Source organism: Blautia sp. AF19-13LB (assembly GCF_003479105.1).
Taxonomy (GTDB): Bacteria; Bacillota; Clostridia; order Lachnospirales; family Lachnospiraceae; genus Fusicatenibacter; species Fusicatenibacter saccharivorans.
Genome location: NZ_QUGO01000001.1, coordinates 113,253 through 128,967 on the forward strand (window position 1 = coordinate 113,253; position 15,715 = coordinate 128,967).

The following is a 15,715-nucleotide window of genomic DNA, read 5'->3' on the forward strand; positions in this document are numbered from 1 at the left end:
AAAGCAGAGAATCGAGAAAACATGGGAAATATGGAAGCAGAAGAGAGAAAAGAAGAAGGAACCCCTTCCGGTGAGACACTGGAAGCAGCATTTGGAAAACTGGATCAGATGCTCGAAACGCTGGAGAGCAGCGATGTCAGCCTGGAAGACTCCTTTCGTTTATACAAGGAGGGAATGGAGCTTTTGAACGAATGCAGTCAGAAAATTGACCGCGTCGAGAAAAAAATGCTCCAGATGAATGAGGATGGAACATTCAGAGAATTTTAAAGCGGTACTCGAAGAAAAAACGCGGGAAGCGGAAAGTATCATTGCCGCTTACCTGCCGAAAGAGGAAGGCTTTGCAAAGGAACTGGCAAAAGCCATGAATTACAGTATGACAGCGGGCGGAAAGAGGCTTCGTCCGCTGCTTTTGCAGGAGAGTTTCCGTCTGTTCGGCGGAACCGGGGAGGCTGTAAAACCATTTATGGCAGCCATGGAGATGATTCACACCCATTCCCTGATCCACGATGATCTCCCTGCGATCGACAACGATGATTACCGCCGCGGCAGAAAAACGACCCATGTCGTCTTCGGGGAGGCCGTCGGCGTGCTGGCAGGAGACGCCCTTTTAAACTATGCATACGAGACAGCCTGGAAAGCCTTTCCACTGGAGGAGCACACCGACCGCGTAGTGCGGGCTTTTGGTATTCTCTGTCAGAAAACCGGAATTTCCGGCATGTTGGGCGGTCAGAGTGTTGACGTGATGAATGAAAAAGCCGGCCATTTCGCCATCGACCGTGAGATGCTGGACTACATTTACGAGAACAAGACTTCGGCGCTTTTAGAGGCTGCCATGATGGCAGGTGCGGCACTTGCAGGAGCAAACGACGATGATCTTGACGCGCTCTGCCGGATTGCCTCCAAAGTCGGAATCGCGTTCCAGATCCGGGACGACATCCTGGATGTCACATCCACGATGGAGGAGCTTGGAAAGCCGGTTTTCAGTGATGAAAAGAATGAAAAAACAACGTATGTGACGATGTTTGGCACAGACGGGGCGGAGCAGGAGGTAAAACGGCTTACGAAAGAGGCCGTAGACGAACTGAAAAATCTGTCCTGTCCGGGAGATAAAATATTTCTGGAAGAGCTGTTTGAATCTCTGACTTCCAGAAAAAAGTAAGGGATGATTTCATGTTAGAAAAAATACAGAAACCAAACGATATTAAGAAGATTCCGGCGGACCAGCTTCCGGCGCTTGCAGAGGAAATCCGGGAATTTATTATCGAGTCTTTGAGTAAAACCGGCGGCCATCTGGCGTCCAATCTTGGTGTCGTGGAACTGACGATTGCGATGCACCGCGTCTTCGATCTTCCAAAAGACAAGCTGATCTGGGATGTGGGACACCAGTCCTACACGCACAAGATTCTGACCGGGCGGAAAGACGGGTTTGAAACGCTGCGCCGGGAAGGCGGCATCAGCGGATTCCCGAAGCGGAGCGAGAGTGACTGCGATGTATTCGACACCGGCCACAGCTCGACCTCGATTTCCGCAGGCGTCGGCTATGTGCGTGCACGGGAACTGAAAAAAGAAAATTATTCCGTTGTTTCGATCATCGGAGATGGTGCGCTGACCGGCGGCATGGCGTACGAGGCGCTGAACAATGCGGCCAGCCTGAAATCGAATTTTATTATCGTTTTAAATGACAACGAAATGTCGATCACCGAGAATGTCGGCGGTATGTCATCGTACCTGTCCGGCCTTCGGACGGCATCGGCGTACACGGATTTCAAGATGGACGTCACAAAGGCATTGAACCGCATTCCGGGCATCGGACCTGGCATGGTGGATGCGATGCGGAAGACGAAAAGCAGCATCAAACAGATCATCATTCCGGGCATGCTGTTTGAGGATATGGGACTTACGTATTTAGGTCCTGTGGACGGCCACAACATTCCGCAGCTGATCAAGACCTTCCAGGAAGCAAAACGGTTTGAAGGACCGATTCTGGTGCATGTCCTGACACAGAAGGGCCGCGGCTATGAGCCGGCGATGCGCCACCCGGCAAGATTCCACGGTGCGGGTCCGTTCGATGTGAAAACAGGATTGCCGGTTGGAAAATCCAATCCGACGTACACGGATGTCTTTTCCACAGTCATGCGGAAAATGGGAGATCGAAGAAAGGATGTTGCGGCAGTCACGGCGGCGATGATGACCGGTGTCGGACTGAAACGCTTCTACAACATGTTCCCGGACCGCTGTTTCGATGTGGGAATCGCAGAAGAGCACGCGGTGACATTTGCAGCGGCACTGTCACTCGGCGGCATTACGCCTGTCGTTGCGATTTATTCTTCATTCCTGCAGCGGGCGTACGATCAGATCATGCATGACGTCTGTATGCAGAATCTCCATGTCGTCTTTGCGATTGACCGCGCCGGTCTTGTGGGCTACGACGGGGAGACACACCACGGCATTTTCGACCTTTCCTATCTGGGTTCGATGCCGAATATGACAATTCTTGCACCGAAGAACCTCTGGGAGCTTTCGGATATGATCAAATTTGCGGTCGATTACGACGGCCCGATCGCGGTGCGCTACCCGAGAGGGGAAGCGTATACGGGATTAAAAGAGTTCCGTGCGCCCATCTGCCTCGGAAAATCAGAAGTGATCCATGAGGGAAGCCGTGTTGCACTTCTTGCCGTCGGCAGTATGGTAAAAATGGCAGAAGAAGTGCAGAAACAGTTAAAAGAGCGGATGGATATGGATGCGGCGCTTGTGAATGCGCGGTTCGTCAAACCAATCGATGAAGAACTTCTTCGAAGCTTTGCCGATACGTATGAGCTTGTCGTAACACTCGAGGAAAATGTAAAAGACGGCGGCTTTGGAGAGCGCGTCCTTGCTTTTGCCGAGGAAGAAGACCTTCCGTTCGGCGTGGAGATCATTGCACTGCCGGACCGCTTTATTCCGCACGGAAGTGTATCATACCAGATGAAACAGGTCGGCTTTACGCCGGAAGATATCTGCGGCAGAATTGAGGAATACTACAGAAAACAGGGGCAGGAAGAAAGATGAAAAAACGATTAGATGTATTACTGGTAGAACGGGGCCTTGCCACATCGCGGGAAAAAGCGAAAGCCATGATTATGGCAGGAGAAGTTCTGGTGGACAATGAGCGGGAGGATAAAGCCGGTTCCATGTTCCCGGAAGAAGTGGAGATTGTCTTAAAAGGAAAACCACTGCCGTATGTGAGCCGCGGCGGCTTAAAATTAGAGAAAGCAATGAAAAACTTTAACCTTACCCTGGATGGAAAGGTCTGCATGGATGTCGGAGCATCCACCGGCGGCTTTACCGACTGTATGCTGCAGAACGGCGCCGTCAAGGTATATTCCGTGGATGTCGGCCACGGCCAGCTCGACTGGAAGCTGCGGAACGATCCGCGCGTTGTCTGCATGGAGCGCACGAACATCCGTTACGTCGTGACGGAGGATATCGAGGAGAGACCGTCCTTCGTATCGATCGACGTATCGTTTATCTCCCTGACCAAGGTGCTGCTTCCGGTTCGGAATCTGATGGAAGAGAACGGCGAAATTGCAGCTCTGATCAAGCCGCAGTTTGAGGCAGGACGCGAAAAAGTCGGCAAAAAAGGTGTTGTCCGTGATCCGGCTGTACACAAAGAAGTCATTGAGATGGTCATTTCCTATGCGAAAAGCATTTCCTTCGGCGTGCGCCATCTGGAATTTTCTCCGATCAAAGGACCGGAGGGAAATATCGAGTATCTCGTTCACCTTGTCCGGCTGCCGGACGGCGTGACAGAGGAAGAGACCAATGTCGATGTAGACGCCGTTGTAAAGAGCGCACACGATACACTGGATAAATAAAAGGGTTAAGGAGCATGATATGGAGCGATTTTACCTGATCACAAACAGAGCAAAAGACCCGGACCTTACCGTGACAGACCAGATCAGGCAATATCTGGAGGAGCGCGGAAAAACGTGTCTTCTCTGCGATAACAGCGAAAAAGGGGAAAAATACCATTATACGGATCCGGCGAAGGTTCCGTCAGATATCGACGGCATTCTGGTGCTCGGTGGTGACGGCACGCTTCTGCAGGCAGCAGGCGACGTGGTGGATTTACAGATTCCACTGCTCGGCATCAATCTGGGAACGCTCGGCTATCTTGCGGAAATCGACCGTGACACGCTTTATCTGGCGCTGGATCATTTGATGGCGGATGAGTATACGATTGAGCACCGCATGATGCTCTGCGGATCGATTTACCGAGACGGAAAGCTGATTGCGGAGGACGCGGCACTCAACGACATTACGATCACCCGTGAGGGAAACCTGCGTGTCGTCCGGTTCGACAATTACGTCAACGGGGAGTTTTTAAATTCCTACAGCGCCGATGGCATCATCATCGCAACGCCGACCGGTTCGACCGGCTACAGCCTCTCCGCGGGCGGCCCGATCATCTCACCGTCAGCCAGCCTGATGCTGATGACACCGCTTGCCCCGCACACCCTGAATACGAGAAGCATTGTCTTTCCGGCAGAGGATGTGATCGAGGTGGAGCTCGGGCCTTCGAGAGACGGCGGCATTGAACAGGGCATGGCATATTTTGACGGCGACACCCGCGTTCCGATGAAAACCGGCGACCGGATCGTGATCAAAAAGGCCAGACGGGATACTCTGATTGTGAAAATCAGCAACATCAGTTTTCTGGAGACATTAAGAAAGAAAATGGCAAACATTTAAGATATAGTTACTGGGGAAGGATGCTTGAAATGAAAATCGCGAGACATGCACAGATTATCAAATTAATTAACCAATATGATATTGAAACACAGGAGGAGCTGGCAAAGAAGCTGGAGGAGAGCGGCTTTGCCGTAACGCAGGCGACGATTTCGAGGGATATCCGCCAGCTGAAGCTCACAAAAGTACCAAAAGAGAACGGCGGAAGCCGCTATGCGGTTCTGCAGAACGCACCGTCCGAGGTTGGGAGCCGCTATGCGCGCGTGTTAAAAGACGCGTTTATTTCTGTTGATCTTGCCAAAAATATTCTGGTCATCAAAACCGTGTCTGGAATGGCGATGGCGGCGGCAGCGGCTTTCGATGAGATGAACTGGAATGAAATTGTCGGCTGCATCGGCGGAGACGATACGATTCTCTGCGTGGCAAGAGACGATGATGCGGCGCTTGTGGCAGCAGAACGACTGAAAAAAATGGTGGACGGCATGGAGGAGACGGGCGAAGAGTTCTAAAGAACGCACGTCTCTGCAAAAAGAGACAAAAAGATGACAGCAGGTGTGACACCGGAGGAAAAGAATGCTCACAAACTTACACGTAAAAAATCTGGCCCTGATCGACGAAGCGGAAGTGGAGTTCGGTCCGGGCCTGAATATACTGACCGGAGAAACCGGAGCCGGAAAATCCATCCTGATCGGTTCGATCAACGCGGCGCTTGGAAAGAAGATATCCCGCGAGATGATCCGGACGGGAGAGACAAGCGCGCTGGTGGAACTGGTCTTTGAAACCGAAAATCCGCATGTGCTGGAGCTGTTAAAAGAGATGGATCTCGAGGCGGAGGAGGGACAGGTGATTATTTCCAGAAAGATCACCGGATCCCGCAGCGTCTGCCGCATCAATGGCGAGGCATGCAATATCTCGCAGGTAAAAGCTCTTGCGTCCCTGCTGCTCGACATCCACGGCCAGCATGAGCACCAGTCGCTGCTCTATCCGGACCGGCAGATCGCGATTCTTGACGCGTTTGCGGGAACCGAGGCGGCCACGGCAAAAGGAGAGGTCCGGGCGCTGTACCAGGAGTGGAAGAATGTCCGAAAGGAGCTCTCGGCGTACGAACTCGACGAGGAGGCAAGAAAGCGGGAGGCAGCATTTCTTACGTTTGAAATCAACGAGATTGATCAGGCAGAGCTAAAAGAGGGCGAGGACGAAGCGTTGGAAACTGCGTACCGGAAAATGGGCCATGCGAAAAAGATCGCGGAATCTCTGCAGACGGTATATGCGATCACCGGCTACGGTGCAGAGAACAGCGCCGGGGAGCAGGTCGGCCGCGCAATCCGGGAGCTGCAGCAGGCCGCGGTGTACGACGATGCACTTTCCGGTCCGTCGCAGACCCTTTCCGATATTGACGGACTGCTGAATGATTTCAACCGCGAAATTTCCGCATATCTTTCCGAACTGACCTTTTCTGAAGAAGAGTATTACGAGACGGAAAAGCGGCTCGATGAGATCAACCGCCTGAAAGCAAAGTATGGAAAGACGATGGAAGAGATCACCGCATACCGCGAAGAACAGCAGAAAAAACTGGAAAAACTGGAAAATTTTGAGAGCTGCCGTGCCGCACTGCAGGAGCAGTTACAGAAAACGGAGCAGAAACTGGATGCGGCCGCACATAATCTGTCCAAAATCCGCAGAAACTATGCAAAACGGCTCGAAACACAGATTATCGAAGGTCTGCGCGACCTGAATTTCCTGCATGTCGCATTTGAAATTTCATTTGAAAAGACAAAAAGCTACACCGAAAACGGAACCGATGCTGTGGAGTTCTTAATCTCCACAAACCCGGGCGAAGCGATCCGTCCGCTGGCGAAAGTTGTTTCCGGCGGTGAATTGTCGCGAATCATGCTTGCAATCAAGACGATTCTTGCCGACCGCGACGAGACAGAAACCCTGATTTTCGATGAAATCGACACCGGAATCAGCGGAAGGACGGCGCAGAAGGTTTCCGAAAAAATGGCACAGATCGGGCAGCGCCATCAGGTCATCTGCATCACCCATCTGCCGCAGATCGCAGCGATGGCAGATTCTCATTTTGAAATCGAAAAAAACGTCGAAGAAAACGAGACCGTCACATCGATCCATCCATTATCCGAGGAAGATTCTGTCAGAGAACTGGCAAGAATGCTTGGCGGCGCGAAAATTACGGATTCTGTTCTGGCAAATGCCAGCGAGATGAAGGAATTGGCACAGGTACAAAAATCTGCAAGACTCAAATAAAGAGAAGTCCGCATACTAAGAGGGAAATCACAAAACAAAGCGTGGTTTCCCTCTTTTTCGCGGGCGGCGAGTCAAAGTCCGTGCCTGCACGAGAACTTGACGACCGCCGCGAAAACAAAGAAATGCCGCAGTTCTGCCCTGCGGCGGAAAGGATGGGAATGCAAATGACGAGAAAACAAAAATACCGAAGAGTCCTGCTTGCGCTGGCGGCGCTGTTTCTGATCCTCGCTGTTCTTCTTGGCTACGATGCCATGCGCGAATCCCTGCCGGATACGATGTATGTGGATGAGAACAGCGAAAGCCCGTTTCAGCCGCTCACGAAACATCCGCTTCTGACAATTTCGGAAGATACGAAGGAAGCAGAAAAAAACGAATTCGGAGAAACGGGTGAAACGGTTGTAGAATGTTCCGCCGCCGGGATCCCGCTGAAAAAGATCCGTGTGATCCAGGAAGAACGGCCGAAAGTTGCCGTCTGCGGCGCGCCGGTCGGTATCTATATGGAGACCGACGGTGTGATGGTGATCCGTACAGCCGAAATCCGTTCGTCCGACGGAACCGTCAGCCGTCCGTCAGAAAATATTCTGCGGGAAGGCGACTATATCACAAAAGTAAACGGACAGAGCATCCGCAGCAAGCAGGAGCTGATTGATGCAGTAAAAGTATCAAACGGTTCCCCGGTGTGTCTTTCCCTGCTTCGGGACGGGGAAACGATCGAGGTGCAGGTGACACCGCAGAAAAGCCAGGACGGCACCTGCCGCCTCGGGGCCTGGGTCCGCGACAATATGCAGGGAATCGGAACACTGACTTTCGTGGAACCGGATGGAACCTTTGCAGCGCTCGGCCATGGAATCAGTGATGTCGATACCGGAAAAATGCTCCAATTGAACGGCGGAGAACTGTATCTGACACAGATTCTGTCTGTGATCCCGGGAAAAGCGGGTGTACCGGGTGAACTGCAGGGTGTGATCCATTACGAAGAAAAGAACCGTATCGGATCAGTGGCGGAGAATACCATCTACGGTATCCACGGCGTTCTGGACAGGGAAAAAAGCAGTGCACTGCCGCTTACCGTGACGGAAATTGCCTATCGGCAGGAGATCGAGACGGGCCCGGCCACCGTGCGGATGTGCGTGGACAATACAGTAGAAGAGTATGAGGCGGAGATTACAGAAATCGATCTTGGAAGCGAGAATACGAACAAAAATTTTGTGCTCGAAATTACCGATCAACGGCTGCTACAGAAAACCGGCGGCATCGTACAGGGAAATTCCGGCTCGCCGGTGCTCCAGAACGGAAGGCTGATCGGCGCCATTACCCATGTTTTCGTAAACCATCCAGAAAAAGGCTACGGTGTCTTTGCGGAAAATATGCTTGCACGGAACTGAAAAATATGCGTTAATTTGGTTGAAATTGTTACAAACTTCCGAATTTTTACGGAAAATGTCGATCGAATTTTCAAAAAATTACGGGAAATATATTGAAAATGCGAAAAAATAAAATTATAATGTCTGTGTGATTGGAAAAAGTTCAGAAGAAAACGGATGCAGTGAAATTCCGGAAAGACTATGAGTTTTTGCAAAGGAGAGCTTTATGGAAAAGATCAACATTGCCATCGCGGATGATAACGAACGCATGCAGGAAATGCTTGGGAACGTCATAAAACAGGATGACACGCTTGAACTGATCGGGCAGACCGGAAACGGAAATGATATCTACAGTATCATCCGCGACAAAGAACCGGACGTCGTACTGCTTGACATTTTCATGCCGAAGATGGATGGTCTGACTGTAATGGAGAAAGTCAATGAGGATAAAAATCTGAAAAAAAGACCTGCCTTTATCGTTGTCTCCGCCGTAGGAGAGGAGAGGATCACCGAAGATGCGTTCCGGCTCGGCGCTTACTATTACGTCTTAAAACCGTTCGACAACGAAACTCTTCTGAACCGGATCAAAGCAACAAAAGGAATGACAGCAGTAAGAAGATACCATCCAAGAAATTTTACAAACCCCGGAAAAGAGCCGATCTGTCCGCCGGAAAACAGTCTGGAAATCGATGTGACAAATATGATCCACGAGATCGGCGTTCCTGCCCATATCAAAGGATACCAGTACCTGCGCGATGCGATTCTGCTTTCCGTAGAGGACACGGAAATGCTCAATTCCATTACCAAGATTCTCTATCCGACCATCGCGAAACGCCACCAGACAACGTCAAGTCGTGTCGAGCGTGCCATCCGCCATGCGATTGAAGTGGCCTGGAGCCGCGGCAAAATGGACACAATCGACGAGCTGTTCGGCTATACCGTGAACAACCGCAAGGGTAAACCGACAAATTCTGAATTTATTGCATTAATTGCAGATAAAATACGTCTTGAACTGAAAAATCAGTAAAAAGTAACAAAAAAATCCGAACAAACGGAGAAATTACAGAAGTTTAGACTTTTTTTTCTGGACAAAGTACGGTATAATACAGACAGGACGTTGATTATCCTTTCGCGTTTCATAGGATCGTGACAAAAAGGAAGGAATTACAGAAAAACAAAGATGCGATAATCAGCATGAAATTACAGGAGGATTCTTTTCATGAAAAATATTTTGTTCGTGGCTTCAGAGTGTGTACCGTTCATCAAAACAGGCGGTCTGGCGGATGTAGTAGGTTCTCTGCCGAAATACTTCCCGAAAGAGTATTTTGATGTGCGCGTGGTGATTCCAAAATACGCAGGAATCAAAGAACAGTTTAGAAATCAGATGCAGTATGTGACAAACTTCTACATGGATCTGAACTGGAGACAGCAGTATGTCGGCATTTTCGAGATGGAATATGAAGGCATCAAATTCTACTTTATCGACAACGAGGAGCATTTCGGAGGAAGCACTCCATATGCGGGCATGCCGTGGGATCTGGAAAAATTTGCTTACTTCAGTAAAGCAGCGCTTTCCATTTTACCGACCATCGGCTTCCGCCCGGATCTCATCCACTGCCACGACTGGCAGACCGGTCTCGTTCCGGTTTACCTGCACGAGCGTTTCCAGGCAGATGAATTCTATCGGGGAATCAAAACCGTCATGACGATCCACAACCTGAAATTCCAGGGCATCTGGGACCGCAAGACGATTCAGAGCATTACCGGCCTTTCCGACTACTACTTCACACCGGATAAGCTGGAGTTCAAACACGATGCCAGCTACTTGAAGGGCGGTCTGGTTTACGCAGATGCGATCACCACCGTCAGCAATACATACGCGCAGGAGATTCAGACCCCGTTCTATGGCGAAGGACTCGACGGTCTGATGTGTGCAAGAGCAAACGATCTGCGCGGTATTGTAAACGGACTCGACTACAATGAGTGGAACCCGGAGACAGACGCTCAGATTGCAAAGAATTTCAATGTAAAGAACTTCCGTAAAGAGAAAGTGAAAAATAAACTGGCACTGCAGGAGGAGTTAGGACTCGAGGTCAATCCGAAGACGATGATGATCGGTATCGTATCCCGGCTGACCGATCAGAAGGGCTTCGACCTCATCAGCTATATGATGGATGAGATGTGCCAGGATGCCGTACAGTTTGTGATCCTTGGAACCGGCGAGGAGCGCTACGAGAACATGTTCCGCCACTTCGCATGGAAATACGACAAGAAGGTTTCGGCAAACATCTACTATTCCGATGCAATGTCACACAAGATCTATGCATCCTGCGATGCCTTCTTGATGCCGTCCCTGTTTGAGCCATGCGGACTCTCCCAGCTCATGAGCCTCCGCTACGGAACCCTTCCGATCGTCCGCGAGACCGGCGGCCTCAAAGACACCGTAGAGCCGTACAATGAGTACGAGGGAACAGGAACTGGATTCAGCTTCACAAACTACAATGCGCATGAGATGATGGGTACCGTGCGGTACGCAGAGCGCATCTATTACGACAAAAAACGCGAGTGGAACAAGATGATCGACCGCGCAATGGTACAGGATTTCTCCTGGGCGAATTCCGCAAAACAGTACGAGGAAATGTACAACTGGCTGATCGGATAAGCTGGTCTGCATTCTGAAAAATAAGAAAAAAATCCCGAAATGGCAGAAGAGGAAAGAAAAGCCGTTTCGGGATTTTTTTGCAGTATTTTTGGGTTGCAGCAGGAGAGTGGAATATGCTACACTTGTGCATAAGGATATATTCGAAGCAGCTCCGGTGCAGAGGATTTGGGAGCTGAAAAAAGACACAAGAAAAACAGTTGACAACAAAGCAGATTTGTAATAGTATGTATACAGAAGCGAACGGACGTTCGCGTGGTAAGGAGAATATTCAGTATGGGAAATAATAACGAAGATAAACTGCGTGCACTCGATGCCGCACTTGGACAGATTGAAAAACAGTACGGAAAAGGAGCTGTCATGAAGCTCGGAGATTCCGCAGCAAACATGAACGTGGAAACCATCCCGACCGGCTCTTTAAGCCTGGATATCGCACTCGGTCTTGGCGGTGTGCCGAAGGGAAGAATTATTGAGGTATATGGACCGGAGTCTTCCGGTAAAACAACCGTAGCGCTCCACATGGTAGCCGAAGTACAGAAACGCGGCGGAATCGCCGGCTTCATCGATGCAGAGCATGCGCTCGATCCGGCCTATGCCAAAAACATCGGTGTTGATATTGAAAACCTTTATATCTCACAGCCGGACAACGGCGAGCAGGCACTTGAGATCACCGAGACGATGGTCCGTTCCGGTGCGGTAGACATCATCATCGTGGACTCTGTTGCAGCCCTCGTTCCAAAAGCCGAGATCGACGGCGACATGGGAGATTCCCACGTCGGACTGCAGGCGCGTCTGATGTCTCAGGCACTCCGGAAACTGACTGCAGCGATCAGCAAATCCAATTGTATTGTTATCTTTATCAACCAGCTGCGTGAAAAAGTCGGTGTCATGTTCGGAAATCCGGAGACCACAACCGGCGGTCGTGCACTGAAATTCTATTCTTCCATCCGTCTCGATGTCAGAAGAATTGAAGCCTTAAAGCAGGGCGGAGAGATGGTCGGAAACCGTACCAGAATCAAAGTCGTGAAAAACAAAGTAGCTCCGCCGTTCCGCGAGGCAGAATTTGATATCATGTTCGGAAAAGGAATCTCCAAAGAAGGAGACGTTCTGGATCTGGCAGCTTCCGTCGGCATCGTACAGAAGAGCGGCGCATGGTTCGCATACGGCGGCGACAAGATCGGCCAGGGACGCGAAAATGCGAAAGCATACCTGCGCGAGCATCCGGAAATCATGGATGAGATCGAGCACAAAGTGCGCGTGGCTTACGGCCTGATCAAGGAAGAAGCGCCGGAAGGCACAGAAGAAACAGCAGCAGTTCCGGAAACCGAAGGAGACGACGAATAAATGTTTGTGACAGAGATTCGTCCTCTGAATAAAAAGAAATCACGGATCCTCTTCGATGACGGAGAGGATCTGGTTCTTTATAACGGGGAAATCCGCGCTTCCCGCATCAAAGAGCAGGAGGAGCTTCCCGATGAGGTTTACGAAAAGCTGGCAGGGGAAGTGCTGACTAAAAGGGCCAAACACCGCGCGATGTATCTGCTGCTCAGACAGATGCGGACGAAAAAAGAGCTGGAAGATAAGTTACGAAAAGACGGCTATCCCGAGAGAGCCATTGAAGAGGCTGTCTCGTACGTGGAGAGCTTTCACTATATCGACGACCGCGCATACGTGGAGCAGTATCTTGCGGGCAGCGGTGCGAAAAAAGGGAAAAAGGCAGTCCTCTATGCGCTGGCACAGAAAGGCGTGGACCGGGAACTGGTGGAATCCGTCCTGGAAGAGCAGGAGGATGCCCGCGATGAGTATGAACTTGCAAAAAGTGCCGCCTTCGCAAAGCTCGGCACGCCGCACCGGCTGGATGAAAAAGAGTACCGCCGTGCCGCCGGTTTTCTGACGCGGAAGGGATTCGGCAGTTCCGAAATCCGTCGGGCACTGGAAGAATACCAAGATTCCGCTGACGAAGAATCCTGAATATTCCCGGCGATTCCGCCACATGCCGCGAAATTATGTGCAATAAATTACATGAATATTTTTAAAACATTGACAAATTTGTGAAAACAGTATAAAATTGTAGTGTTGTAAATGTGCAATGAAAACTAAATAAGGAGGTGCTCCGGTAATGGGTACAGGTATTACAATTCTGCTGGTATTCATTGCTGTAGTAGTCACGCTGCTTATTGCGGTTCCTGTTACCAGGAAAATTGCTGTGGACAATAAAATCAAGCAGGATGCTGAGAAAATTGGCACAGCGGAAGAAAAGGCGAGAAACATCATAGATGAAGCACTGAAAACTGCCGAAACTAAGAAACGGGAAGCCCTGCTGGAGGCGAAGGAGGAGTCTCTTCGTACGAAGAATGAAGTAGAAAAAGAGACCCGAGAGCGCAGAGCGGAACTGCAGAAATATGAGAAGCGCGTTTTATCGAAAGAAGAATCTGTAGATAAAAAAGCGGACGTATTGGAGCGTCGTGAAAACGAAATTGCAGCAAAAGAGGCAAGCGTCAGAAAGAAAGAAAAGGAAGTAGACGGTCTACACGAAAAAGGAGTACAGGAACTGGAAAGAATTTCCGGTTTTACCTCCGAGGAAGCAAAAGAGTATCTGTTAAAATCTGTGGAAGACGAAGTAAAAATCGACACAGCAAAGCTCTACAAAGAGCTGGAGAGCAGAGCAAAAGAGGAAGCAGGCCGTAAGGCAAAAGAGTATGTGGTAACAGCTATTCAGAAATGTGCTGTCGATCACGTATCTGAGAGTACCATCTCCGTGGTACAGCTTCCGAGCGATGAAATGAAAGGCCGCATCATCGGCCGTGAAGGACGAAACATCCGTACACTCGAAACCATGACAGGCGTTGACCTGATCATCGACGATACACCGGAAGCAGTCGTTCTTTCCTCATTCGATCCGATTCGCCGTGAGGTGGCAAGAATTGCTCTGGAAAAACTGATCGTAGACGGAAGAATCCATCCGGCCCGCATCGAAGAGATGGTAGAAAAGGCCCGCAAAGAAGTAGAACAGAATATTCGCGAGGAAGGCGAGGCAGCCGCACTGGAAGTCGGTGTACACGGACTTCATCCGGAGCTGATCCGTCTCCTTGGAAGAATGAAATTCCGTTCCAGCTACGGACAGAATGCATTAAAGCATTCGATCGAGGTAGCACAGCTTTCCGGTCTCCTCGCAGGAGAGGTAGGATGCGATGTCCGCATGGCAAAACGTGCCGGACTGCTTCATGATATCGGTAAATCCATCGACCATGAGGTAGAAGGATCTCACATTCAGATCGGTGCAGATCTCTGCAAAAAGTACAAAGAATCTCAGATTGTGATCAACACAGTAGAATCACATCACGGGGATGTAGAGCCCCAGTCTCTGATTGCATGTATCGTTCAGGCAGCGGATGCAATTTCCGCAGCAAGACCGGGTGCAAGAAGAGAAACACTCGAAACATATACCAACAGATTAAAACAGTTGGAAGACATCACGAATTCGTTCAAGGGTGTCGAAAAATCTTTTGCTATTCAGGCTGGTAGAGAAGTCCGCATCATGGTTGTTCCTGAGCAGGTATCCGATTCTGAAATGGTACTGCTCGCAAGGGATATCTCGAAACAGATCGAAGCTGAACTGGAATACCCGGGACAGATCAAGGTCAATGTTATCCGCGAGAGCCGTGTAACGGATTACGCGAAATAAAAGACTTTCTACGAAACAATTTAATAACGAAATCAAAAAGAGGCTGTGGACATGAGCAATCATGTTCCACAGCCTTTTCAGTGTGTATAAGAACAGTAAGTTTCAAAAGAATTTATACGTGCCGTATCCGGTTCGAGCGCATTTTCTGAGGTGTAGAGCCATACAGCTTTTTGAAGGTCCGCATAAAAATTTTGTAATTCGACAGCCCGTTTTTCTCCATCAGTACCGTGATCGTTTCGTCGGAATTCTGTAAATCTTCGTACAGGTGCATCGTGCGCACATCGTTCAGATATTCGAGAAAGGTCTGTCCGGTATACTTTTTAAAGAGCCGGCAGAAATACTCTTTCGAGAGCGCCAGGGAATCCGCGGCTGTTTCGAGGCTTAACGGTTCCGGGTAATGCACTTTCACCCAGTTCATAACGTGTGTCACGCGCTGCAGATCGCGCTGTGAACCCGTGAGGGATGCCGAAGGGATCTGGTGGGAATACGACCGGCAGAGATGGTACAGAAATTCGTACAGTCGTGAGGTAAAGAGAAGCTGGTATGAATCGGAAGGATTCTGCCGGATCTCGTTCATCTCCGAGAGCAGTGCGCGGAGCGGAGCCGGCTGTTCCGAGTAGGGAATGATCGTGTCGAAACGCATCGTATCAAAGTCCGGCAGATATTGGCGCATCTGGCTTGCGGAAATCTGCAGCAGAAGATATGTACAGGTGTTGGAGCGCGTCATATGGAGGTCGCCGGAGTTGATGATAATCAGATCGCCCTCGTTTAACCGATACTCCGTTGCCTGGACAATCGCGGAAAACTGTCCCCTGATCAGATAGAGAATTTCCACATATTCGTGCCAGTGCGCCGGAAAAACAAAAGCGGGCGCATCCTGCAGCTCAAAACGGACGTGCAGCAGATCGGTTTCGTGTATTGTTTCGTAAAAGCAGGATTCCATAAGTACCTCCAGGATGTGATAGAAATATACGTCAATTATAATCAAAAAAGATAAGAATATTGTACCAGAAA

The 15,715-nt window shown here is 50.0% G+C and carries 14 protein-coding genes; 13 read left to right on the plus strand and 1 reads right to left on the minus strand.

The features are described 5' to 3' along the window. Positions 1–21 precede the first annotated feature (21 nt). The 13 genes from xseB (at position 22) to rny (ending at position 14,701) form a co-directional block, all read left to right on the plus strand. Positions 22–267 (plus strand): exodeoxyribonuclease VII small subunit, encoded by a 246-nt coding sequence (gene xseB, locus DWX32_RS00655; protein WP_226906307.1) that lies wholly within the window; start codon positions 22–24, stop codon positions 265–267. Continuing rightward, complete coding sequence (locus tag DWX32_RS00660; protein ID WP_330415388.1) at positions 245–1,159, plus strand: polyprenyl synthetase family protein; 915 nt, start codon at positions 245–247, stop codon at positions 1,157–1,159. Before xseB ends, DWX32_RS00660 begins: the two co-directional genes overlap by 23 nt. Before the next feature lie 11 nt (positions 1,160–1,170). Next, a complete protein-coding gene (gene dxs / locus DWX32_RS00665; RefSeq protein WP_117800839.1) occupies positions 1,171–3,048 on the plus strand; it encodes a 1-deoxy-D-xylulose-5-phosphate synthase in 1,878 nt (625 codons plus the stop codon). Beyond that, positions 3,045–3,854, plus strand: a complete 810-nt coding sequence (locus DWX32_RS00670; RefSeq protein ID WP_022463346.1) for a TlyA family RNA methyltransferase — start codon at positions 3,045–3,047, stop codon at positions 3,852–3,854. Before dxs ends, DWX32_RS00670 begins: the two co-directional genes overlap by 4 nt. A gap of 19 nt (positions 3,855–3,873) precedes the next feature. Further along, the gene (locus tag DWX32_RS00675; RefSeq protein ID WP_055218241.1) at positions 3,874–4,731 is read left to right on the plus strand and encodes an NAD(+)/NADH kinase; all 858 of its coding nucleotides are present in this window, start codon (positions 3,874–3,876) and stop codon (positions 4,729–4,731) included. Positions 4,732–4,760: 29 nt separating this feature from the next. Beyond that, complete coding sequence (argR, locus tag DWX32_RS00680) at positions 4,761–5,237, plus strand: arginine repressor (protein ID WP_055218239.1); 477 nt, start codon at positions 4,761–4,763, stop codon at positions 5,235–5,237. Between the two features lie 64 nt (positions 5,238–5,301). Beyond that, on the plus strand, positions 5,302–6,993 hold the full coding sequence (gene recN, locus DWX32_RS00685) for a DNA repair protein RecN (protein ID WP_055218237.1): 1,692 nt from the start codon (positions 5,302–5,304) through the stop codon (positions 6,991–6,993). Positions 6,994–7,157: 164 nt separating this feature from the next. Next, positions 7,158–8,378: a SpoIVB peptidase gene (gene spoIVB / locus DWX32_RS00690; protein WP_158554956.1), complete on the plus strand. Its 1,221-nt coding sequence runs from the start codon at positions 7,158–7,160 to the stop codon at positions 8,376–8,378. Between the two features lie 205 nt (positions 8,379–8,583). After that, the gene (spo0A, locus tag DWX32_RS00695) at positions 8,584–9,384 is read left to right on the plus strand and encodes a sporulation transcription factor Spo0A (protein WP_055218233.1); all 801 of its coding nucleotides are present in this window, start codon (positions 8,584–8,586) and stop codon (positions 9,382–9,384) included. Positions 9,385–9,576: 192 nt separating this feature from the next. Further along, complete coding sequence (gene glgA / locus DWX32_RS00700) at positions 9,577–11,019, plus strand: glycogen synthase GlgA (RefSeq protein ID WP_118601205.1); 1,443 nt, start codon at positions 9,577–9,579, stop codon at positions 11,017–11,019. 273 nt (positions 11,020–11,292) lie between these two features. Then, a complete protein-coding gene (gene recA, locus DWX32_RS00705) occupies positions 11,293–12,360 on the plus strand; it encodes a recombinase RecA (RefSeq protein ID WP_022463338.1) in 1,068 nt (355 codons plus the stop codon). Further along, the gene (locus tag DWX32_RS00710) at positions 12,361–12,987 is read left to right on the plus strand and encodes a regulatory protein RecX (RefSeq protein ID WP_117760399.1); all 627 of its coding nucleotides are present in this window, start codon (positions 12,361–12,363) and stop codon (positions 12,985–12,987) included. Between the two features lie 148 nt (positions 12,988–13,135). Then, positions 13,136–14,701: a ribonuclease Y gene (rny, locus tag DWX32_RS00715; RefSeq protein WP_022463336.1), complete on the plus strand. Its 1,566-nt coding sequence runs from the start codon at positions 13,136–13,138 to the stop codon at positions 14,699–14,701. A 112-nt stretch (positions 14,702–14,813) separates the two neighbouring features. Here rny and DWX32_RS00720 read toward each other — a convergent pair whose 3' ends face one another. Then, the gene (locus DWX32_RS00720) at positions 14,814–15,644 is read right to left on the minus strand and encodes a helix-turn-helix transcriptional regulator (RefSeq protein ID WP_117760398.1); all 831 of its coding nucleotides are present in this window, start codon (positions 15,642–15,644) and stop codon (positions 14,814–14,816) included. Positions 15,645–15,715 lie beyond the last annotated feature (71 nt).

What these genes read in the sequence shown, in the direction of transcription:
- xseB (WP_226906307.1), top strand. Translation starts at nt 22, where the DNA reads ATGGGAAATATGGAAGCAGAAGAGAGAAAAGAAGAAGGAACCCCTTCC.
- DWX32_RS00660 (WP_330415388.1), top strand. Translation starts at nt 245, where the DNA reads ATGGAACATTCAGAGAATTTTAAAGCGGTACTCGAAGAAAAAACGCGG.
- dxs (WP_117800839.1), top strand. Translation starts at nt 1,171, where the DNA reads ATGTTAGAAAAAATACAGAAACCAAACGATATTAAGAAGATTCCGGCG.
- DWX32_RS00670 (WP_022463346.1), top strand. Translation starts at nt 3,045, where the DNA reads ATGAAAAAACGATTAGATGTATTACTGGTAGAACGGGGCCTTGCCACA.
- DWX32_RS00675 (WP_055218241.1), top strand. Translation starts at nt 3,874, where the DNA reads ATGGAGCGATTTTACCTGATCACAAACAGAGCAAAAGACCCGGACCTT.
- argR (WP_055218239.1), top strand. Translation starts at nt 4,761, where the DNA reads ATGAAAATCGCGAGACATGCACAGATTATCAAATTAATTAACCAATAT.
- recN (WP_055218237.1), top strand. Translation starts at nt 5,302, where the DNA reads ATGCTCACAAACTTACACGTAAAAAATCTGGCCCTGATCGACGAAGCG.
- spoIVB (WP_158554956.1), top strand. Translation starts at nt 7,158, where the DNA reads ATGACGAGAAAACAAAAATACCGAAGAGTCCTGCTTGCGCTGGCGGCG.
- spo0A (WP_055218233.1), top strand. Translation starts at nt 8,584, where the DNA reads ATGGAAAAGATCAACATTGCCATCGCGGATGATAACGAACGCATGCAG.
- glgA (WP_118601205.1), top strand. Translation starts at nt 9,577, where the DNA reads ATGAAAAATATTTTGTTCGTGGCTTCAGAGTGTGTACCGTTCATCAAA.
- recA (WP_022463338.1), top strand. Translation starts at nt 11,293, where the DNA reads ATGGGAAATAATAACGAAGATAAACTGCGTGCACTCGATGCCGCACTT.
- DWX32_RS00710 (WP_117760399.1), top strand. Translation starts at nt 12,361, where the DNA reads ATGTTTGTGACAGAGATTCGTCCTCTGAATAAAAAGAAATCACGGATC.
- rny (WP_022463336.1), top strand. Translation starts at nt 13,136, where the DNA reads ATGGGTACAGGTATTACAATTCTGCTGGTATTCATTGCTGTAGTAGTC.
- DWX32_RS00720 (WP_117760398.1), bottom strand. Translation starts at nt 15,644, where the DNA reads ATGGAATCCTGCTTTTACGAAACAATACACGAAACCGATCTGCTGCAC.